This window comes from Xanthomonas sp. NCPPB 3959, assembly GCF_056675575.1.
The window spans coordinates 165,577-185,480 of record NZ_JBWWVR010000006.1 but is presented as its reverse complement, the minus strand read 5'-3'; the positions used below and the strand labels follow the sequence as shown (position 1 = coordinate 185,480).

Below are 19,904 nucleotides of genomic sequence, written 5' to 3'. Positions count from 1 at the left end.
AGGAGCATGCACATGCAAACCAAATGGAAGAACCGTCTCGTCAATCTGGTGTCGGTCGTGTTGCTGGCCGTCGGGCTGGGCGTGTGGATCGCGCTGCCGTGGATCGGCGTGTTGGTGCTCGCCGTCGTGCTGGCGGTGTGGCTGGTGGCCACACGCAGCGGCCGGCTGTCGTTGGCCGCCGCGCGTATCGGCATCGCCACCTTGCCGCAACGCTGGGGTGCCAGCTCGGTGATCGTGGTCGGCATTGCCGGCGTGGTCGGCGTGCTGGTGGCGATGCTGGCGATGGGCCAGGGCTTCCAGGCCACGCTCAACAACACCGGCGACGACACCACTGCCATTGTGTTGCGCGGCGGCTCGCAGGCGGAAACCAACTCGGTGATCACCCGCGATCTGGTGCCGCTGATCAGCAGCCTGCCCGGCATCGCCGCCGACGCCAACGGCCGCCCGCTGTTGTCGCCGGAACTCTCGCAGGTGGTCAACATCGCCTCCAAGTCCGATGGCACCGACGTCAACGCGCAAGTGCGTGGCGTGGGCGAACAGGCCTGGGCGGTGCATGAAAAGGTCAAGCTCGTGCAGGGCCGGCGCTTCACCACCGGCCTACGCGAGATCGTGGTCGGCAAGGGCGCGTTGAATCAGTTTCGCGGGCTGGAACTGGGCAAAACGCTCACCCTCGGCAGCCAGCAATGGACCGTGGTCGGCGTGTTCGCCTCCGGCGATGCGCACGACTCGGAGCTGTGGACCGATGCGCAGACGCTGGCCACCACCTACAACCGCAGCGCCTATCAGTCGATCAGCGTACGCACTGCGGGCAAGGCTGGATTTAGCCAGTTCAAGACCGCCATGGCCGCCGACCCGCGGCTCAAGCTGGATGTGGAAACCACCCGCGCGTACTACGGCAAACAGGGCGGCGGCTTGAACAAGTTGATCAGCATCCTGGGCACGGTGATTGGCGCGATCATGGCGGTGGGCGCGGTGTTCGGCGCGCTCAACACCATGTATGCGGCGGTGGCCACGCGCGCGCGCGAGATCGCCACCATGCGTGCGATCGGTTTTCGCGGCACGCCGGTGATCATGGCGCTGATGCTGGAAACCATGTTGCTGGCGCTGCTGGGCGGCCTGCTCGGTGGCTTGATCGCCTGGGCGGTGTTCAACGGCTATAGCGTGTCCACGCTGGGCAACAACTTCAGCCAGATCGTGTTCCAGTTCAAGGTCTCGCCGGAGCTGTTGTGGAGCGGGCTGAAATGGGCGCTAGGCATTGGCCTGGTCGGCGGGCTGTTCCCGGCGTTACGCGCGGCGCGGTTGCCGATTACCACGGCGTTGCGTGAGGTGTAAGGCGGGCTGTTGGCCCGCCGGGATTTGGGAGGCGGGATTCGGGATTTGTGGCAGCCAAGGCAGAGTGGGTGCGGGTGCCGCGGCTGAACACATTGCAGGCTGTCATCGTTTTGTCACTGCAATGCGGTAGATGCGCGGGTCGGGCAGGCCGTAGCCTGCTCGGCCGTTTCATCCATCGATCTTTTGCCATGATGCGCCTGATTCTGCTGGCCTGCGCCTGCCTGTGGCTGGCCAGTTGTTCTTCGTCCTCGACCTCGCTCAGCGAGCGCCTGGTTGCGCCCGGTGGCGTATCGCCGTTGCTGGACGAGGAGCGCATCGCCGCCACCATCGCCACCGTGCCCAACCGCAGCGGGCATGTGGTGACGCGCGATCAGGTACCGATCTTCTGGCGCGCCATCGATCCCGGCCAGTACGCCATGCAGTACCGCTATCTGGGCCAGCGCAACGATCCGGCACATGTGCTGGATGTCGATTTCAGCTTCAAGGTTCCCACCGCCACCCCGCCGACGCCGCGCGGTACTGTGGTGCTGCTGCACGGCTGGATGATGGATGGCGATTCGCTGCTGCCATGGTCGCTGGAATTGGCGCAGGCCGGCTACCGGGTGATCACCATCGACCTGCGCAATCACGGCCATTCCGGCGGTGGCCCATCCGGTTACGGCACACGCGAATCCGATGACGTGATCGATGTGCTCGATGCGCTGCAGCCGCGCGGCGAAATCCGCGGCCCGCTGTATCTGTTCGGCATTTCCTATGGCGCTGCCACCGCGCTGTTCACCGCCGACAAACTTGGGCCGCGCGTCGCCGGTGTGGTGGCGATGGAATCCTTCGCCAATGCCGGGCGTGGCATCCGCGACATGGTGCCGCACCTGCTCACCAGCCAACCGAACGGCTGGCGCGGGCAGGCGGTGGCCGCCTATGCACGTTGGCGCTATGCCGACCAGAATATCGATGCGGTGATCGCCGCCGCCGACAGCCAACTCCAGCTGGATCTGGACCACGTCGATGTCGCGCACGCCCTGGCCGACACCCGCAGCTGCGTGCTGCTGTTGCACGGCGATGCCGATCAACACATCCCGGTCGCACACGGGCGTGCGCTGGCGCTGGCCAGCCCGCGCGCGCACTACGTCGAATTGCCGGGAGAAAACCATCTGAGCCTGCCACTGCGGCTGGACCTGCTCGGCGGGCCGATCGATCAATGGCTGGCGCAAACCCAACAGGACCCAAGCCACTGTCCCGCACCACAGGCACTGCCGACCTCCACGCTCGCAGTGGCGACACCGGCAGTGGCGCCGCGCGGCTGAGAGCGGCCGACAAAACGTCGCGCGCGGTCCTCAATGGGAGCGGACCGCACGCTCCTGACCGGCGTTTACAAATGACATGCCGATGTCGAGCAGCGACTGCGCCCGCACGGCGCTGAGCGCAGTGGTCTGGCAGTCACCTGCATCCAGACGGGAGCCGTACAACGGCAGGCTGCCGGAGCGCGCACGACCGATGCTTAGGGAACCACCACAGCCGGCCGCCGCGAACGCCACACGCTGTCGCCAACGAACAACAGCAGCCCGACCCAGATCGCGGCAAACCCAATCACACGCCCCTGATCGAACGGCTCGTGGAAGAACCACACGCCCAGCAGCAACTGCAGGCTCGGCCCGATGTATTGCAGGATGCCCACCAGCGACAGCGGAATCCGCCGCACGCCATACGCAAACCCGATCAGCGGCACCGCCGTTACCACGCCGCCGAAGATCAGCAACAAATCGGTCCGCAACTCCCAGCCGCTCAGGAAGGCGCCGCCATGGCCCTGCTCGCCCCAGCCGGCCAGCAGCAGCGCCGGCACGAACAGATACACGCTTTCCACGCCCAGCCCGGCCACCGGATCCACCGCCACCAACTTGCGCAGCAAGCCGTAGGCACCGAACGAGAACGCAAGCCCTAAGGCGATCCACGGCGGCGCACCGGCATCGATGGTCAACCACAACACGCCCAGTGTGGCGCACACCACCGCCACCCACTGGATGCGCTGCAGGCGTTCCTTGAGCACCAGCACGCCCAGCAACACGCTCAGCAACGGATTGATGAAGTAGCCCAGGCTGGCTTCGATCACATGCCCGGCGTTGATCGCCCAGATGTACAGGCCCCAGTTGAATGCAATCGCTACGCTGCTGCCGGCCAGCATCCACAACGCGCGTGGCTGCGCGGCGATCTGGCGCCACCAACGCAGGCCCGATGTCGCCAGCAACCACGCCACTACCAGCACCGTGCTCCAGACGATGCGGTGCGCAATGATCTGCAGCGACGGCACCGCCTTGAGCAGATGCCAGTACAGCGGCACCAGGCCCCAGATCACGAAGGTCGATGCGGTGATCAACAGGCCGCGACGCGCCTCGATCGGCGAGACCGCACTCATCGCCGCGCCTTGGCCAAGGTCACCACCAATACGCCCGCCAGAATCACCGCCATCGCACCAATGTCGTGCGCGCTGAAACGCTCATGCCCGAGCCAGGCGCCCAACCCCACCGCAATCACCGGATTGACGTAGGCGTAGCTGCCGGCCAACGCCGGGCGCACGTGATGCAGCAGCCACACGTAGGCGGTGAATGCCACAATCGAGCCGAACACGCACAGGTACGCCACCGCCAGCAGTCCCTGCGGTGTCGGCAAGCTGTGGGGACGCTCGCCGATCAGCAGGCCGGTGCTCACCAACAGCACGCCGCCGCACAGCATCTGCCCGGCGGCAGTCATGAACGGCGAGGGCAGATCGCGCCCGCGCGACCACACCGAACCGAACGCCCAGCCGATCGGCGCGATCAGCAACAACACCAATCCCCCAGGCGTCGCGGTCAGGCTGCTGCCGGCGTTGAGCCAGACCACACCGAGGAAGCCGATCACGATGCCCAGCCATTCGCCACGGCTGGCATGCTGCCCACGCAACGCGCCGAACAACGCCATCCACAACGGCACCGATGCCACCGACGTGGCGGCCAGGCCGGACGACACGCTGCGCTCGGCCAAGACCACCATGCCGTTGCCCAGCAGCAACAAGGCCGCACCCATCAAGGCCACGTTCTTCCATTGCGCACGCGTCGGCGCGGCCACACCACGCCAGCGCAGTACCGCATACAGCACCGTGCCGGCCACGATGAAGCGCGTGCCCGACACCATGGTCAGCGGCAACGCGCCACCTTCCAGCGCAAACCGGATCGCCAGATAGGTCGAGCCCCAGACCACGTAGACCAGCAACAACGCGAGAGCGACCAGCCCGCTGCGCGCAGGCGCGGCAGCGTCGTGAGAGGAAGACATCGGAACAGGGCCAAGTGCAGCGGAAGCTTCAATTCTAGAGCACATGCCCAAGCCGACGCCGCACGCAGCCAGCGGCCGCCTATCGCGGTATGGTGCGAGCCAATCCGCATCCGAGAGTGCACATGCAGCTTCGCCTTCCCTGGCTGGCCCTGGCCGCCCTGACCACGCTTTCCACCACGGCATCGGCACGCGCACCCGAGCCATGGGAACTCAGCGGGCGCAAGCTGATCGAGGCCGGGCTGGACGGATCGCTGGCGCCGGAAATCGACGCGCCAGCGCAGCTCGAATTCAAGGTTCTGGTCTCGGCCAGCCGCGCCGGCGCTTACCTGCTCGGCGTCGCCAGCGCCAGTTACCGCAAGCAGTGGTGCATGCCGGCAGGCAAGGCAGGCACACCGGATCTGCAGGCGATCATCGCCGATATCGGCGCGCTGCCCGACGCGCGCCAGGACCAAGCAGCGCCTGACTTGATCGTCCAGGCGCTGGCCAAACGCTATCCCTGCGGCGGCGCGCGCGCCAAGGCTGCGGCGGGCAACGCGCAGCGCAATCCTGGCAAGCCTTAGCGCGGCTAATAAACGATTGCGCTTACCGCCAGGCGGGCGCGGCCGGTGCTCGGTGCGGCATGTACCACTCGTACACTCGGTTCTGAGCGCGCCGTCGGCACCCACCTGACGACTGCTCACTACGGCTTGTTAGCCGCTCTTAGAGCAGGTCCATCGGCAACCATTAATACCTGAGCGTTGACCACAGCGCCGGGCAGTCGAATGTCGCCCGGTTGGTCGAGGGCGCGATGCCCTCACCATTGCGCGCTTACTTGCGCGCCGCATCGCTCTTGGCACGGATTGCCTTGAACTCCGAGCCGTCCTGCCAGCTCGGCCAATGCCGGCCGTTGGCCAGCGCCACGCCCACGTCGTAGACCAGCGTGGTGTCGGCCGCATGGCCGCTGGCATCCCATTGCGGGGTCCAGCGATCGCAGGGCTGGTGATAGCACTCGGCAAAGTATTTATCGCGCAGCGCCTTGCCGGCCGCCACACCGCCTTCGAGCATGTCCAGACCGGGGCCTGCAGTAATCGCCGGCACACCCATGCGTGCGAACGCGAAATGGTCGGCGCGGTAGAAGAAACCCGCTTCCAGATTCGGATCCGGCGAATAGCTGCGCCCGCGCGCCTTGGCGGCCTGCTCCAATTCGCCTTCCAGCGAGACGCGTCCACGTCCCCACGAGGCGATATCGCGGGTGAGGCCATCCGGGCTGAACATCTCCATGTTGAGCACCGCCACGGTCTTGTCCAACGGCGCCAGCGGATGCGCGGCGTAATAGTTGGCGCCGAGCAGGCCCTTTTCTTCTGCCGTCAATGCGATGAAATACAACGTGCGCTGCGGCTGGGGGCCGGCTGCGAACACGCGCGCCAGTTCCAGCACGCTGGCAACGCCGGTAGCGTTGTCCACTGCGCCACGACGCACGGTATCGCCGCCGGCATCGGCCTTGCCCACACCGAAGGCATCCCAGTGCGCGGAGAAGATCACCGTTTCGTCCGGATGCTGGCTGCCGGTGAGCTTGGCCACCACGTTATGGGTGACCACGCGCTCGCGCTTGAGCTTGAAGTCCACTGACAGCTTGGCATCGCCCAACACGATCGGCGCGAAATCGCGCTGCTGCGCACGCTGCTTGGCCTGCGCAAAATCCAGCCCGGCGCGCTGGAACAGCGACACCGCCAACGCCTGCTGCATCCATCCGCGCACCGGCACATGCTGCGCCTTCGCATCGGCATCGCTGCGTTCGATATCGAACAACGGCGACAAGCCGGAACTCTGCACCGTCGCCCAGCCGTACGCGGCCGGCGCGGTCTCGTGCACGATCAACACACCGGCAGCGCCGCGGCGTGCGGCCTCTTCGTACTTGTAGGTCCAGCGGCCGTAGTAGGTCACCGCCTTGCCATCGAATGCACCCGGCTGCGGCGCTTCGAAATCGGCATCGTTGATCAGCACCACCGCGATCTTGCCGCGCAGGTCCACGCCTTTGTAGTCGTCCCAGTGCCGCTCCGGCGCGCTGATGCCGTAGCCGACGAACACCAGCGGTGCATTCTTCAAGGCCACCGCATCCAGCGGGCGCAGACTCTGCAAGGTCACATCGGTGCCATTGACCAGGGTCTGGGTCTTGCCGCCGACGCGCAGGCTGGCGCGCACCGGGCCATCCACCTGCGCGCGTACCAACGGTACTGCCTGGGTCCAACCGCCCTGCTCGCCGCCCGGCTGCAGGCCTGCCGTCTTGAACTGCTCGACCAGGTAATCCACGGTGCGCTGCTCACCGGCGCTGGCCGGCGCACGCCCTTCGAATTCGTCCGATGCCAGCAGGCGCACATGCCGCGACAGCGCCTCGGCATCGATGCCGCCGCCCGGCAGATCGTTAGCGGCCTGCGCCACGCCTCCCACAAACAGGCAGGCGGACAACAACAGGATGCGCATCGGATTCACGGCGTGGCCTTGCAACAGATAGATGACACACAGTTTACAAGCGTGCGGCCGACACCGGAGCACCATGACACGAGAATGCATTCGATCGCATGGACTGCATGCCTTGCTAAAGCGCGGGAAGCGTTTTTCATTGAAGCCAGCGCGCAGGCAGCGTTATCGAGAATGCCTCATTGCGCCAGACGCCGATGAAACAGATCACACACATCATTTTTCCCACGGTGCGGATGCGTCGTGGGCAGAGCGGCTGAGCTGCGGCTTGGCTGCAGGGCCCTTGCCCGCCCACCATCGCGAGACACGCCGCAAGTACGTCCGTGTAGGCTCTTACGCGGCATCCATGCCGCGTATGGTCCCGCGACGGTGGGCAGGCAAGGACCAGTCGAGATGGTCGGTGTGCATTGCTATTCGAAATGCCGCTTATGGTGTAAGTGATTTGGACACTGCGGATAGAGCAGTTGCAGAGCGATTGATCTGCCGTTTTGTTGGAGGGCCCTTGCCTGCCCACCATCGCGGGACACGCTGCAAGTACGTCCTTGTAAGCTCTTCTGCGGCATCCATGCCGCATAAGGTCCCGCGACGGTGGGCGGGCAAGGACCCGTCGAGATGGTCGGTGCGCATGGTTGCAAGCAACGCATGACGTGTGTTGTTCGGATAACGCTGCGGCGATCAGCTTCGCAACCCAACACGCAACGCGATCACAGGCAGGCTTTCACCCAACCACCGGCCAACTTTATGGTGCGGTGTCCTCACCGATTGCGGGACCGTGTGGCGGCATGGATGCCGCCACCGAGCCTACACGGACGTACTTGCGGCGTGTCCCGCGGGCGGTGAGGGCACCGCGCCCTCGACCAACCAAGTTTCGGTGCATGGTTGCGAGCAGTGCGCGTTGCGCTGCGGTCTGATCGGCTCTTTTCGATGCGAGCAACGTCACTGCCATTCCCGACATCACTCCACTTGTCAGCCAAGGCGAGTGCGGCCAACACGTTGCAGCCAGCGATACAGCGTTCAAGCGATTTTGTCAGCCGCTCCAAGCGCGCTAACTCGTCCGCGTTGCTCGATCCAGCCAGCACGCCAATCCCTGCGCGTTGAGTTCGATATCGGTGGCCAGCAGCTGCGCCACGCTCGCATCGTCCAGGCGACAACCGTGCAGGCGGGCGCGCTCCAGATACAGCTCACTCAACGCCGCCACCATGCAGCGATGGCGGTCCGCACGCTGTGCGCAGCTCAGTGCAATGGCCGTCATCGCATGGATCTGCTCGATCAGCGCCTGCGCCAATGGCTCCGGCGATGTGACGCGCCCGTAATGGGTCAGATACATCGCGGCCGGCGCGGTCTCCATCAGCCGCGCGATCGAGTGCAGCATCGCTTCCGGCTCGAACTGCACCGGCGAAGAGGTCGGCAGGATGAAGGCGCCCTGCGCGCTATCGAGCTGGCCATACGACAAGCCGAACGTGTCGCCAGTGAACCAACTGCGGCTGCGCGCGTCCCACACGCACAGATGATGCCGTGCGTGCCCGGGCGTCTCGATGGCGCGCAGCGTACGCTCGCCCAGCATCACGGTCTGCCCATCGGCTGCTTCCACCACCCGCTCGGCGGGCACCGGCACGATGGCGCCATAACTGCGTGCCATTTCCGCCTCGCCATACACGGCGGTGGCACCGGCAATCAGCCGGGTGGGATCGATCATGTGCGGCGCGCCGCGCGGGTGCACCAGCACGCGCGCATTGGGCAGGTGCTGCAGCAAGGCACCCGCGCCGCCAGCGTGATCCAGATGCACATGGGTCAGGATCAACCACTCCACCTGCGCAGGCGTCAGCCCGGCGGAGTGCAACGCAGCCAACATGTGCGGCACCGACAGCGAGGTACCGCAATCGACAAAGGCGCCACGTTGCGCCTCGACGATCAGGTACGCCGCATCGAACTGCACACCGCCAAAGCCGGTATCGATGGTCTGGATGCTGGAATCGGCTGTCGCTGTCATTCCCACACCATGCTTGCCCAGGAAACCGCAGTGTAGGCGCAAGGGCTTTGCGCTGGCTGTGTTCGCAGTTCCAGGCAGCGATACATCAGTCTCCTGGACAGCGCTGCCGTCAGGCTGCGCTTATCGGAATTCGACATCGCGCGGCCAGGCGATCACCTCGTACCGTCAGCCGTCAGCCGTCAGCCGCGATGCATTGCTGCGCGCCGATCAGCCCTCGCGCAACACACGCATTGCGGCAAGGATCACGTCTGTATTCACCTGCGCATGCACGCCCGGCAATTGCAGATCACTGGCCTGCTCGGCCTGCTTCAAGCGTGCAATCAACTGACCCGCATCGCGTGGCGAGGCGAAGCCATCGCTCTGCAGCAGCAACGCACCGGCGCCATCGTTCAACTTGAAGTAGAACTGCCCGTCGCTCTCGCGATATTGCTTGAACACCGGCGGGGCGACTTTCTCATCTGCGTCCACGGACGTCGTCGCGGCCTGACTGGAGAGATCGCGCAGACCCACCGCAGCGCGCAGCTCGGCCAGAAACGGCGTGGCGTAGCGTGCGCGCAGACGTGCGCCACCGGCGCGCAGAATCGCCTCGATCTTCGCCGGCTCGGCCATCAGCGCCTCATAGCGCGTGCGCAGCGGCGTAATTTCCTGGTCGATCCGCTCGAACAGCTGTTGCTTGGCATCGCCCCAGCCGATGCCATCGGCAAAGGCCTGCGCAAATGCAGCCGTTTCCTGCGGCGTGGCGAAGGCCTGATACAGCTGGAACAACGCCGACCCCTGCGTGTCCTTGGCTTCGCCGGGCGCGCGCGAATCGGTGAGGATGGAGAACACCAGCTTGCGCAGTTCCTCGCGTGGGGCGAACAGCGGAATCGTATTGCCGTAGCTCTTGCTCATCTTGCGGCCGTCCAGGCCTGGCAACGTGGACACCTGCTCGTCGATCACCGCCTCGGGCAAGGTGAAAAAGTCGCGGCCATACACATGGTTGAAGCGCTGAGCGAAATCGCGCGCCATCTCGATATGCTGGATCTGGTCGCGCCCCACCGGCACCTTGTGCGCGTTGAAGATCAGGATGTCCGCCGCCATCAGCACCGGGTACATGAACAAGCCGGCGCTCACGCCCGCATCCTCGTCCTCGCCCTCGGCGCGGTTCTTGTCCACCGCCGCCTTGTAGGCATGCGCGCGGTTGAGGATGCCCTTGCCGGCCACGCAGGTGAGCAGCCATAGCAACTCGGTGGTCTCCGGCACATCGGACTGGCGATAGAACCACACCGTTTCCGGGTCCAGCCCGCAGGCCAGCCAGCTGGCGGCGATTTCCAGGGTGGAGCGCTGCGTGCGCGCCGGGTCCTGCGCCTTGATCAAGCTGTGCAGGTCGGCCAGGAAATAGAAGCTCTCCGCATCGGCGCCGGCGCTGGCCTGGATCGCCGGGCGGATCGCACCGACATAATTGCCCAGGTGCGGGGTGCCGGAGGTGGTGATGCCGGTAAGAACGCGAGTGGTCATCTGCATGAAGGCCAGGAAGTCAGCGCACAAGTTTAGCGGTTCCGTGCGCCGGGCATGGACGCGCCGGTTTTGCATGCGTTATTCCCGCCCGCAGACGCAAAACGGGCCGCATCAGGCGGCCCGTCGTGTGCAGGTGTCGCTCACTTCATCGCGTGAGCGACCTTGCGGATGGCTCAGGTATCGTCGCGCAGCGACTTTTCGAAGGCGCGCACTTCGGTCTGGGCGCGATCGCGATCCCAGCCGTAACGCTCCTGAAGCTTGCCTTGCAGATACTCGGCGTTGCCTTCGGCGATCTTGAAATCGTCGTCGGTCAAGTCGCCCCACTTGGCCTGCGCCTTGCCTTTGAGCTGGGTCCACTTGCCGGAAATGATGTCAGTGTTCATGCGTTGACTCCGCTTGATGCGGCCGCGATTGACTGTGCGCTCAGGTTGCCGATGGACGCGTTCGCTGCAGATCAAAAGCTGTCAAACCCAGACTCACCGCACTGAACGGTCGCTTACGCGTGCGTTGCATGCGGTGCACGCGGCGCATGTCGATCTACGCAAAACTGGGGCGTCGAACGCAGCATTTCCCGAAAACATGGGCAAAAAAAACGGGCCGTGCGGCCCGTTTTTTTTAGCATGCAGCGCTAGATCACTTGCGCGCAGCGTCTTCCACTTTCTCGCCAGCGCCCTGCACGTCCTTGCCGGCACCTGCAACGGTGTTGCAACCCGCCAGCATACCGACCGAAAACACCGACAGCACCAGCAGCATAATTGCACGCTTCATAACAAACTCCTTCGTGGGTAAACGGCGACGTGCCGCAGATCAATCAATTCGAACAACAAGATCAAACAAAACCTGGAATCAGCACTTACCGTCGCTGCAATTATCGGCCTTCTTTTCGACCTTCTCACCTGCGCCCTGCATGTCCTTGCCGGCGCCGGCCATGGTGTTGCAGCCAGTCATCACGCCAGCCGAAAACAGGCCTAGCACCATCAGTGTCAGCAGTCGCTTCATCGGTCTTCCTCAGTTCTGCATTCGGTGCCAACGCACCGCGCTTGGCGCCAAATCTGACTGCGTGGCCGTGGATTTGATGTGAACGTGGTGCGCCGCGTTCAGCAATCGATCAATCTCGCATCAGCGTGGACTTGCCGAACAGGCTCTCCACCAGATCCACCGCCAGCTCGGCGGTCGCGTTGCGGTTGTCCAGCACCGGATTGAGTTCGACGATGTCCAGCGACCCCATACGCCCGGTGTCGGCAATCATCTCCATCACCAGCTGCGCCTCGCGGTAGTTGGGACCACCGGGCACGGTGGTGCCCACGCCCGGCGCGATGCTGGGGTCGAGGAAGTCCACATCGAAGCTCACGTGCAGATGGGTGTCCGCGCTCATGCCCTGCAAGGCGGTCTCCATGGTGCGCTTCATGCCGGCCTCGTCGATGTAGCGCATGTCGTAGACATCGATGCGGTGCTGCTTGATCAGGCGTTTCTCCTCCGGGTCCACCGAGCGGATGCCGATCTGCCGCACCTGCTCGGGCAGCAGGGCCGGCGCGCTGCCGCCCAGATGGGTCAGCGCCTGCGGGCCCAGCCCGCACAGGCAGGCCACCGGCATGCCGTGCACGTTGCCCGATGGCGTCACCTCGCTGGTATTGAAATCCGAATGCGCATCCAGCCACAGCACCCGTAGCGGGCGCCCCTGTTCGCGGCAGTACTTGGCCACCGCCGTGATCGAACCGATGCCCAGGCAGTGGTCGCCGCCGAGCATGATCGGCATGCGCCCGGCGCGTAGTTCGGCATAGCTGGCGTCCATCAGCGCCTGGTTCCAGGCCACCACTTCGTCCAGATGCCGGTAGCCGGCCTGCGGGGCCAGCCAGGGATTGCGCGGGCCATCCAGATTGCCCAGGTCGCGCACCTCCACCCCGCGGCCGATCAAGGCCTCCTGCAAGCCGGCGATGCGCAGCGCCTCCGGCCCCATCCGCGCGCCGCGGTGGCCGGCGCCGATGTCGGTGGGAACGCCAATCAGGGAAACCGGCAGGTACTGCGTCGCCATGCATTGCTCCAGCATCGATAAAGCGCTGAAGTCTAGTCGCCGGCCCGCGCACTGACGCGCGGCAGCGCAGCACGGCGCGCGGCCTGCGTCACCAATCACGCAATCGCATCTGCCACTGCAGCAATCCGAACAGCGGCCGATACCCCGTAGCGGGCAAGCGTCGGGCGGGTGCGGATGGCATGCGCAGAGGCTGCGGTGTCAGCGTGATCCATCTCGGCCGGAGCATTACCGACCACCAGCCGCGTTCGCTTGTCAGCTGCGTAGAGAGGTTGATTGCTGCTTCACGTGACGTGGTTGGGCAGTTTGTGGCGCATCTGTGCTTTGCGGAATGCGCCTGCCTGCCCGCACAGTTAGACCATGGCTGGAGATGCCGGTGCCACTGTCTGCCCGCCAGCGCGGGTCCTCAGTGCCATCGACAGGTTTTTTTCATCGCGCAGCGCGTTTTGTACAGGGGGAGAAGTTCATGCCGCACAACGCCGTCAACCAGGTCGTCAAGGCTGCCGTGGGCGAGGTCGCGCGGGCGTCGCATCAGTACGACCTGCAGCGCATCGGCCGCGAGTTCGCGCAGACCATCGAGCGCGAGCCGGGCATCCGTTTGTTGATGCTGTCCACCGCCGACGGGCGCGCCATTACCGAGCAATCCAGTCTGGATGTGGACGGTCGCCGTCTGGCGGCGATGGCCAATTCGTTTCTGACCCTGGGCGAGACCCTGGCGCGCGAATCCAGTCTGAGCGAGGCCGATTACGCCACCGTCAGCACCCGTGGCGGCCAGCTGGTGCTGATCCGCATTCGCGCCGACAAGCCGCTGACGCTCACCGCAATTGGCGGCCCGCAGCTCAATGCCGCCGCACTGTTGTTCAACGCGCGCGACTGCGCCGGCCGTCTGGCCAAGGCCATGGCGCAACCAGCGATCTGAGGCTTGGCATTGTTCGTGCTTGCCTTTCGCGCACCCATTACTCACCGCTTGTAAGGACGTCCCGTGGCACAACTCAATCTGGAACACCTGCATTCAATCGCCGGTTTCGTCGGCGCCGCGCTGGTCGATAGCGACAGCGGCATGGCACTGGGCATGACCGGCGGCACCGATCTCAACCTGGAACTGGCCGCCGCCGGCAATACCGAAGTGGTGCGCGCCAAGCGTCGCATCGCCGAGCAGCTCGGTCTGAACGACACCATCGAAGACATCCTGATCACCCTGGCCCGCCAGTACCACCTGCTGCGTCCGCTGGAGAGCAACGGCACGCTGTTCTTGTACGTGGTGCTGGATCGCGCCAAGGCCAATCTGGCCATGGCCCGTCACGAGCTCAAGGCGTTCGAAAAGACCCTCGACTTCGGTTGATGCCAACCTGGCGGCGCACGCGCGTCGCCTGCCCGGCCTGCCGGTCTGCACCGGCAGGCGTCGCACTCCAACGCGCCGATGCGGCGCCATGTCATGACCATACCCATTCACGCCCTGCGGGTCGCTACGGCCGGCCTGGACCTGCTGCACACCACGCGCCTGAAACTGGCGTGCTCGCTGCTGCTGGCCGAGCGCGTCGACGTGCAATTGGGGCAATGGCCGCACCACGCGGCCGACGTGGTGGTACTGGGTCTGGAAAGCGCCGACGGCCTGGCCGCATGGCAGGCGCTGCAAGGCCAGCCGATGCGCGTGCTGGTGGTGTCGCGGACACCGGTCGCCGGCGCATGGATCAAGCACGGCGCCACCGTGCGCGAACTCAACGAACACCTGCGTCTGCTGCTGTCCTCGCCGCATAACGTGCAGATCGCCGAACCGGCGCTGCTGATCCGCCATTGCCGCGGTGAATTCGGCAACGCTGCAGTGCTGCTACGCCACGCGCAGCTGCACGTCCGTGTAGATCCGGCCAATGCCTGCGTGCAACTTGCGCCCGGCCTGCCGTTGTCCGAATTGGTCGCCGCACTGGATCGCCCCGGTTGGCAGGTCGCACCGGACACAACCGATGCCGCACTGACGCAACGCATCTCATTCGAAGCGCTGTATTTCGCCCTGCCCGAGCATCTGCGCCCCGCGCTGCCGGCGGTAGAACCCAGCCATGCGCTACAGCTGCGCCAATGGCCGGAACTGAGTGCCGAGACCAGCTCGCCAGCACAGTTGCTCGCCATCGCCCACCTGCATGCACGTCCGTGGCGCGCGCAGGCGCTGGCCAACGCTTGCAAGCTGCCGCTGCAAACGGTGGAATGCCTGTTCGCCGCTGCACTTGCCAGTGGCCTTGCCCAGACTGCGGAGATTGCCGTGCCTGCAACGCAGACTCGTCCGGACAGCAGCAACTCCCGGTTCTTCTCCTGGGTCGCGCGTCGGTTTGGCCTCTCTCTCTTTCAGGCGCAGTCATGAGTCTTCTGGCCAACAAGCTGGTGTTCGTTGGCGGCATGGGCGCCGGCAAGACCACGGCAGTGCGCGCCATTTCCGACGTGGAGCCGGTCAGCACCGAGATGCCCCTCAGCCAGGATGCCTACGGCGACAAGACCTACACCACGGTCGCACTGGACTACAGCTCGATTGAGCTGGAAGACGGCGAGTTGCTGCACGTGTACGGCGTGCCGGGCCAGAAATACCTGGATTTCATGTGGCCATTGGTCTGCGACGGCGCACTGGGTGTGATCGTGCTGACCAGCGCGCGCGATCCGCAGATGCTCGAGGCCACGCTGGCGTTGCTGCGCGAATTTTCGCAGATCGCACCCGAGGCCAGCCTGGCGGTGGGCATCACCATGACCGACGAAATGCAGGATTTTCTGCTGCCGCCGTTCCGCGATGCATTGGTTGCCGAAGGCTTTCGCATCCCGGTCATGCGCGTGGATGCGCGCTCGGCCACCCAGATCACCTTCCTGGTGAAATCGCTGCTGTCCTATCGCTACACCTCGGCGCACAGCTGATCGGCAGCGCTTGGCGCGCCTACCTGCGTGATCGACACGCAGGACAAAACAAGGAATCCGGTCACGACGGTGCCTGAAAGGGCGTCACGCGGGGGATGCCGCCTCTAGGGTGGCGACGACGCGTCCATCTTCCTTGATGCCAGACACGCGACGCGAACGTCATACATTCGAGCGCTTTGCCTGACTTGTTCAGTATGGCGCGCGATCAAAAGCCAGGACATCGGGACGTTCCCGACATCGCGCAGGACATACCCGTGATATCGCGTCGGCAATAGCGGTGGCGATGGGCAGCCAAGCCGTCGCGGCACCATGCGGCTTACGCGCGTAGTTGGGTGCCTGGCTGCCAAGTGGCGCACCCATCTGTGGTGACCGCACATCGCGTAGCCAGTAGCTAGCGACTGTCTTGCTGCTGCTGTTGCACGGCAACTCGTCGAACAGGCAGACATCAAGCAATCTCGACGCGCGCTTCGGCGCACGGCAGCGTCACTGCCCGCGGCGGCAACCTGACCCGCCAGAATCGACAACTGCAGCGCGCCGCAAAGACGCTGCCGCAGTACTGACCTATCGCCACGATCGGATAAAGTAGCGCGATGACAATCGAACTGAAGCCCGGCGGCTTGTTGATCGCGATCGAAGGCATCGACGGCGCCGGCAAGACCACCCTCGCCCGCAGCCTGGCCACCACACTGGAAGCGGCCGGCGCCCGCGTCGTACTGAGCAAGGAGCCGACCAACGGCCCCTGGGGCACCAAGTTGCGTCAGTCCGCCGCCACCGGCCGCCTGAGCGCGGACGAAGAAGCCGAGCTGCTGATCCGCGACCGCCACGAACATGTGGACACCCTCATCGCGCCCGCATTGGCACGCGGCGACATTGTGATCCTGGACCGCTACTTTCCGTCGATGGTTGCCTACCAGGGCGCCGCCGGCCTGCCGCTGGACGCGCTGCTGGAACGCAACGCCTTCGCACCGCGCCCGGACGTGCTGCTGCTGCTCGACCTGCCACCGCCCACCGGCCTGGCGCGCATCCGCGCCCGCGGCGACGCCCCCAACCACTTCGAAACCCAGGACAACCTGGAACGCTGCCGCGCCATCTTCAATGCCCTGCAATTGCCGGGCAAACACGTGGTGGATGCCAGCGCAGATGCAGACAGCGTGCTACGTCAAGCCCACGCTATCGTCGTTGCCGCACTGGCCGAACGGCTGAGCGGCGACGCTGCGCACACCGACGCAGAAAGGGCCGTCCTGGGACTGCTATCGGCCGGTCGCCCGGCCTGATTTGCTGCGCGCGCTTATGCGCAGGCAACAACAAACTGTGCAATACGATTTGCGCGCACCGCGCAACTTATCTAAAGCCCCTCTCCCCGCGGGAGAGGGGTTGGGTGAGGGTACGGCCAGCCACAATTCCCGACGAAACCGCTCCTTCACCAAGCGCTTCGCCTCATAAAGGAATCAATATTCCGATAGAGGATGTCGCGTTGGCCCGCACAACCACCGTGCGTGGCAATCGGCTGCAGTGAAAATTGCAGGCACAGAAAACGCACCCAAACGACAGCACGGCCAGAACAGGTGTGTGCACGAACTTGTGGATCGAAGATGGTGCCGGCACCCGAATTCGAGCCCCCTTGCTTTAAGGGTTTCCGGGCAGTCTGGGGAATTTCTATTAAGTCGCCGGCTGCGACCTTGGCGATCTGGGGGAGCCAGAATCCGACGCATGGCCCTTCGCCGTCAGCGATCTCAGCCTGACGACACACTAGAGCGATCGGCCACGCGGGCGGCAATCCACTCGTCAATCTCAGACTCCAGCCAAGCGACCAACGTGCCCAGCGGCACCGGCTTGGGAAATGTGCCCTTCTTGATTCGGTCGTAGATGGTGGTCTGGGACATGCCTACCCTGTCCTTGACCTGCGCAATGCGCAGCAGGCGAGGCCGGCCGTCAGACGGCGCTTGCACATGTCCCGGGCGCTCAGTGGGTGGTAGTGCGCGCAACGCCCTCACCTCAAGCTTGGCTGCCACTTTTTCTGCCATTGCTTTAGCTAGCAGCTCGATCAATTCGGTGAACTGCTCATGCGGCAAGCCACCAAGTCGCTTCGGGTCGTTCTTTTGATGGTGATCGTTCATGCCCCGAAGATAGGGAGCGCTATAGCACCAGCTGCGACTACGAGACGGCCGCCCTAGATTTTAGTTGGCTTGCACGCAAGGCAGATGCAGCTTTCGCCCTATGCTGTAATCGGATCCAACTGAATAGAGGCGACAAGTCATGTCCACCCTGTGCCTGTCACCCGACGAGGTAAAAGAGCTGTGCCGAAGTTCCCAAAGAGCACGGCAAGCTTTATTCCTGCGGCAAAGTGGAATCCGCCACATACCTTGATGTGTATGTATGGCGTGTAGTTTTGCGTTCTGCGGTTGAGCCAGTCAAGGACGCTGTTCCAGCACCTCATGTATGGAGGTCCAACAAGCTGGACTTTCCAGGATCAGGAGGCAAGAAGCGTCGCGCGCCCTGAGATTCCTTCAACGCACGATCAACGCTGTTCATCCGCGAGGGTCGAGCCATGAATGAAGTAGCAAACGCGGTGCCGTGGGAAGTGCGCGCAATTGCTTGAACTCGCGCCGCGAACGGTGCTTGAGACGGTCGCATGCCGTCCTGACTTTCCCGTACCGCTGACCATGCGGCCCCCAACGTGGGTGGCCGGCAAGGTGGTCGAGTGGCGGGAACGTAATCGCGCGGGATTGCCCAAAGGGCAGAAAAGGTAATTGCAAGCTAAGCCTGGCCCAGCCACGCCCAAGTTGGCCTGCGAATTTGAGCTCACGGTCGAACGGGCTCTTAGCCTTTCCTGCGGGCAACCTCGGCCGCCCGCTCGAAGGCTTGAGCTAACGACATTCAAGTGACCGACGATAGATTCGCCTTGATCGTTATCTGTAGTCAGACAGACCCGCGAGTCGGCGTAGGAATAGCCCTAACCATTATAAAAGTGTGACCTGAGGCGAATTCCAACAAAATTTAATGGAGATATTGCACCCTCACACCAACATGGAGAGTGCAAGTGCTAAAGCAGTTCCTAGGCTTGGCTTTAGTTGTGGGCGGTTTGTATTCAATGCCACCAAACGCTAATGCCGCCAATATTCGATGCGACACCTGTGCGTCAGATCTTGAGTTCCGAGAACAAGCTCTTGTCCAGGGACAAGGTACGCACAACATCTATAACCTTTTTGACAACACAATTCAGACGTGGCAGGTTCCCAAGCAGGACACTGGGACTGATCCTTGGCGCGTTGACCAAAAAAAGCCACTTGCGACGCGTGCCGCAGCACAGCCTCCCGTGCGAGTTGCGACAAGCCCGCAAGCGGTAACTGAACTCGACCGGGCACACCGCGTCTTCGTGTCTGGCGGTTATACGCTCAAGCCAATCATCAATGTGCCAGTTGGCATCGTGAATGTTCCATCCGCACAGTCCAAAACTGCTATCGATGTTCTGAGTGACTTCAACCTGCGTTCAATGCTCGCGTCTGGCGTAGCGAGCAATGGCGTCTATAGCACGGTAGTCGGAACTAACCTAGCCACCGCCTTGGCCGACTTGCTCGCAGTCGCTGCTTCACCGCTGGGGCTTAAGCAGCAAGCGGGTGTGACCTTTCGTCTTGTCATGGCCGACGGCAGCACAATTGATTTTAAAATCTCCCTGGATGCAACAAACGGCGAATACATCAACGGCAGTGCTAGAACTCCTGGTGGCCAGCTAATTCCTGACAACATCAATCAGGTTCAAGGTGAGTGGACCAGTGCAGGTGGAGATAATTTAGAAGGCATGGCTGGCTACATGGGCGCGTTGGGCGCAAGCATGAACAACATCGGCGCCGGCGGAGTTACTCGCATAGCTTGCGTCAGCGCAGGTGAGACGCGCGTCTGCACGGTCTATAGGCAATAGGAAATAGAGCGTGGTAAGTCTCTAACCTCTACCACCCACAGCACCGAGCAGTCAGCACAGCACTGACTGCTCGGTGTCATTGCGCAGCCTGCGCTTGCAATGGCTCTCCGAGCAGTCCGCCAGGCGTCAACGCGTCGCCTGTAGCAGCCTTGCTAAGAACCTTCTCAGACAGATCGAGGTGGGCTCCGGCCAAAGCCTTCCCCTTGCCTATTCGAGCAGCTGCGGCTGGCCATGGCCGCATCGTATGGGGAATTTTTGGGGGAGTGAGTAGTGACGAACCGTTGCGATACCGGGCGCCCACGTTTTTCACCAGCCCTGTGAAACCCTTTCTGCATGCGCGTTTGCAGGCGATTCGGGGGTTGCGAAAAGACCTTCATGGTGCCGGCACCCGGATTCGAACTGGGGACCTACCGCTTACAAGGCGGTTGCTCTACCAACTGAGCTATGCCGGCAAAGGCCAAGCGCATTGCGCGCCGGTGCGCATT

General features: G+C 63.8%; 19 protein-coding genes, 1 tRNA gene and 1 other RNA gene. 10 read left to right on the top strand and 11 right to left on the bottom strand.

The features are described from left to right. Positions 1-6 precede the first annotated feature (6 nt). Both AC1KVG_RS09345 and AC1KVG_RS09340 read left to right on the top strand, forming a co-directional pair. Positions 7-1,332: an ABC transporter permease gene (locus AC1KVG_RS09345; RefSeq protein ID WP_481094217.1), complete on the top strand. Its 1,326-nt coding sequence runs from the start codon at positions 7-9 to the stop codon at positions 1,330-1,332. Between the two features lie 188 nt (positions 1,333-1,520). Continuing rightward, a complete protein-coding gene (locus AC1KVG_RS09340; RefSeq protein ID WP_481094216.1) occupies positions 1,521-2,636 on the top strand; it encodes an alpha/beta hydrolase family protein in 1,116 nt (371 codons plus the stop codon). A gap of 194 nt (positions 2,637-2,830) precedes the next feature. On the opposite strand, the gene rarD is transcribed toward AC1KVG_RS09340, so the two are convergent. Both rarD and yedA read right to left on the bottom strand, forming a co-directional pair. Beyond that, entirely contained in the window at positions 2,831-3,742 is a 912-nt protein-coding gene (rarD, locus tag AC1KVG_RS09335) for an EamA family transporter RarD (RefSeq protein WP_481094215.1), read from the bottom strand. Beyond that, positions 3,739-4,680, bottom strand: coding sequence for a drug/metabolite exporter YedA (gene yedA, locus AC1KVG_RS09330; protein ID WP_172839258.1), 942 nt, complete (start codon positions 4,678-4,680; stop codon positions 3,739-3,741). The genes rarD and yedA overlap by 4 nt, the downstream gene beginning before the upstream one ends. A gap of 44 nt (positions 4,681-4,724) precedes the next feature. On the opposite strand from yedA, the gene AC1KVG_RS09325 reads away from it, so the two are divergent. Then, complete coding sequence (locus AC1KVG_RS09325; RefSeq protein WP_115039417.1) at positions 4,725-5,195, top strand: Rap1a/Tai family immunity protein; 471 nt, start codon at positions 4,725-4,727, stop codon at positions 5,193-5,195. 59 nt (positions 5,196-5,254) lie between these two features. Next, positions 5,255-5,330, top strand: a non-coding RNA gene (locus tag AC1KVG_RS09320) — sX9 sRNA. A 112-nt stretch (positions 5,331-5,442) separates the two neighbouring features. Here AC1KVG_RS09320 and AC1KVG_RS09315 read toward each other — a convergent pair. The 7 genes from AC1KVG_RS09315 to rocF form a co-directional block, all read right to left on the bottom strand. Then, positions 5,443-7,095, bottom strand: coding sequence for a M28 family metallopeptidase (locus AC1KVG_RS09315; protein WP_481094262.1), 1,653 nt, complete (start codon positions 7,093-7,095; stop codon positions 5,443-5,445). Between the two features lie 1,042 nt (positions 7,096-8,137). Continuing rightward, positions 8,138-9,082, bottom strand: a complete 945-nt coding sequence (locus AC1KVG_RS09310) for an MBL fold metallo-hydrolase (protein WP_481094214.1) — start codon at positions 9,080-9,082, stop codon at positions 8,138-8,140. A 207-nt stretch (positions 9,083-9,289) separates the two neighbouring features. Then, on the bottom strand, positions 9,290-10,579 hold the full coding sequence (locus tag AC1KVG_RS09305; protein WP_481094213.1) for a tryptophan--tRNA ligase: 1,290 nt from the start codon (positions 10,577-10,579) through the stop codon (positions 9,290-9,292). A 173-nt stretch (positions 10,580-10,752) separates the two neighbouring features. Continuing rightward, entirely contained in the window at positions 10,753-10,962 is a 210-nt protein-coding gene (locus AC1KVG_RS09300; RefSeq protein ID WP_006451342.1) for a CsbD family protein, read from the bottom strand. A gap of 250 nt (positions 10,963-11,212) precedes the next feature. Further along, positions 11,213-11,347 (bottom strand): entericidin A/B family lipoprotein, encoded by a 135-nt coding sequence (locus AC1KVG_RS09295; RefSeq protein ID WP_006451341.1) that lies wholly within the window; start codon positions 11,345-11,347, stop codon positions 11,213-11,215. Positions 11,348-11,425: 78 nt separating this feature from the next. Then, positions 11,426-11,578 (bottom strand): entericidin A/B family lipoprotein, encoded by a 153-nt coding sequence (locus tag AC1KVG_RS09290; RefSeq protein WP_006451340.1) that lies wholly within the window; start codon positions 11,576-11,578, stop codon positions 11,426-11,428. Positions 11,579-11,687: 109 nt separating this feature from the next. Further along, positions 11,688-12,611: an arginase gene (rocF, locus tag AC1KVG_RS09285; RefSeq protein ID WP_481094212.1), complete on the bottom strand. Its 924-nt coding sequence runs from the start codon at positions 12,609-12,611 to the stop codon at positions 11,688-11,690. Between the two features lie 463 nt (positions 12,612-13,074). On the opposite strand from rocF, the gene AC1KVG_RS09280 reads away from it, so the two are divergent. From AC1KVG_RS09280 to tmk, 5 genes are all read left to right on the top strand, one after another. Continuing rightward, a complete protein-coding gene (locus AC1KVG_RS09280) occupies positions 13,075-13,527 on the top strand; it encodes a roadblock/LC7 domain-containing protein (RefSeq protein ID WP_268213082.1) in 453 nt (150 codons plus the stop codon). A 63-nt stretch (positions 13,528-13,590) separates the two neighbouring features. Next, the gene (locus AC1KVG_RS09275) at positions 13,591-13,950 is read left to right on the top strand and encodes a roadblock/LC7 domain-containing protein (RefSeq protein WP_006452081.1); all 360 of its coding nucleotides are present in this window, start codon (positions 13,591-13,593) and stop codon (positions 13,948-13,950) included. A 93-nt stretch (positions 13,951-14,043) separates the two neighbouring features. Beyond that, positions 14,044-14,961 carry a hypothetical protein gene (locus AC1KVG_RS09270; RefSeq protein WP_481094211.1) on the top strand — a complete coding sequence of 306 codons (918 nt, stop codon included), beginning with the start codon at positions 14,044-14,046 and terminating at the stop codon, positions 14,959-14,961. Then, complete coding sequence (locus AC1KVG_RS09265; protein WP_481094210.1) at positions 14,958-15,500, top strand: GTP-binding protein; 543 nt, start codon at positions 14,958-14,960, stop codon at positions 15,498-15,500. The genes AC1KVG_RS09270 and AC1KVG_RS09265 overlap by 4 nt, the downstream gene beginning before the upstream one ends. A gap of 590 nt (positions 15,501-16,090) precedes the next feature. After that, a complete protein-coding gene (gene tmk / locus AC1KVG_RS09260; protein WP_481094209.1) occupies positions 16,091-16,774 on the top strand; it encodes a dTMP kinase in 684 nt (227 codons plus the stop codon). Between the two features lie 459 nt (positions 16,775-17,233). Here tmk and AC1KVG_RS09255 read toward each other — a convergent pair whose 3' ends face one another. Next, complete coding sequence (locus tag AC1KVG_RS09255) at positions 17,234-17,617, bottom strand: helix-turn-helix transcriptional regulator (protein ID WP_481094208.1); 384 nt, start codon at positions 17,615-17,617, stop codon at positions 17,234-17,236. Positions 17,618-18,540: 923 nt separating this feature from the next. Between AC1KVG_RS09255 and AC1KVG_RS09250 the strand changes: the two genes are divergently transcribed. Continuing rightward, positions 18,541-19,419, top strand: coding sequence for a hypothetical protein (locus AC1KVG_RS09250; protein WP_481094207.1), 879 nt, complete (start codon positions 18,541-18,543; stop codon positions 19,417-19,419). A gap of 376 nt (positions 19,420-19,795) precedes the next feature. Here the strand turns inward: AC1KVG_RS09250 and AC1KVG_RS09245 are convergent. Then, positions 19,796-19,871, bottom strand: a tRNA-Thr gene (locus AC1KVG_RS09245). Positions 19,872-19,904 lie beyond the last annotated feature (33 nt).

What these genes read in the sequence shown, in the direction of transcription:
- AC1KVG_RS09310 (WP_481094214.1), bottom strand. Translation starts at nt 9,082, where the DNA reads ATGACAGCGACAGCCGATTCCAGCATCCAGACCATCGATACCGGCTTT.
- rarD (WP_481094215.1), bottom strand. Translation starts at nt 3,742, where the DNA reads ATGAGTGCGGTCTCGCCGATCGAGGCGCGTCGCGGCCTGTTGATCACC.
- yedA (WP_172839258.1), bottom strand. Translation starts at nt 4,680, where the DNA reads ATGTGCTCTAGAATTGAAGCTTCCGCTGCACTTGGCCCTGTTCCGATG.
- AC1KVG_RS09290 (WP_006451340.1), bottom strand. Translation starts at nt 11,578, where the DNA reads ATGAAGCGACTGCTGACACTGATGGTGCTAGGCCTGTTTTCGGCTGGC.
- AC1KVG_RS09265 (WP_481094210.1), top strand. Translation starts at nt 14,958, where the DNA reads ATGAGTCTTCTGGCCAACAAGCTGGTGTTCGTTGGCGGCATGGGCGCC.
- AC1KVG_RS09280 (WP_268213082.1), top strand. Translation starts at nt 13,075, where the DNA reads ATGCCGCACAACGCCGTCAACCAGGTCGTCAAGGCTGCCGTGGGCGAG.
- AC1KVG_RS09315 (WP_481094262.1), bottom strand. Translation starts at nt 7,095, where the DNA reads ATGCGCATCCTGTTGTTGTCCGCCTGCCTGTTTGTGGGAGGCGTGGCG.
- AC1KVG_RS09300 (WP_006451342.1), bottom strand. Translation starts at nt 10,962, where the DNA reads ATGAACACTGACATCATTTCCGGCAAGTGGACCCAGCTCAAAGGCAAG.
- rocF (WP_481094212.1), bottom strand. Translation starts at nt 12,611, where the DNA reads ATGGCGACGCAGTACCTGCCGGTTTCCCTGATTGGCGTTCCCACCGAC.
- AC1KVG_RS09325 (WP_115039417.1), top strand. Translation starts at nt 4,725, where the DNA reads ATGGTGCGAGCCAATCCGCATCCGAGAGTGCACATGCAGCTTCGCCTT.
- AC1KVG_RS09295 (WP_006451341.1), bottom strand. Translation starts at nt 11,347, where the DNA reads ATGAAGCGTGCAATTATGCTGCTGGTGCTGTCGGTGTTTTCGGTCGGT.
- AC1KVG_RS09255 (WP_481094208.1), bottom strand. Translation starts at nt 17,617, where the DNA reads ATGAACGATCACCATCAAAAGAACGACCCGAAGCGACTTGGTGGCTTG.
- AC1KVG_RS09340 (WP_481094216.1), top strand. Translation starts at nt 1,521, where the DNA reads ATGATGCGCCTGATTCTGCTGGCCTGCGCCTGCCTGTGGCTGGCCAGT.
- AC1KVG_RS09305 (WP_481094213.1), bottom strand. Translation starts at nt 10,579, where the DNA reads ATGACCACTCGCGTTCTTACCGGCATCACCACCTCCGGCACCCCGCAC.
- AC1KVG_RS09345 (WP_481094217.1), top strand. Translation starts at nt 7, where the DNA reads ATGCACATGCAAACCAAATGGAAGAACCGTCTCGTCAATCTGGTGTCG.
- AC1KVG_RS09270 (WP_481094211.1), top strand. Translation starts at nt 14,044, where the DNA reads ATGACCATACCCATTCACGCCCTGCGGGTCGCTACGGCCGGCCTGGAC.
- tmk (WP_481094209.1), top strand. Translation starts at nt 16,091, where the DNA reads ATGACAATCGAACTGAAGCCCGGCGGCTTGTTGATCGCGATCGAAGGC.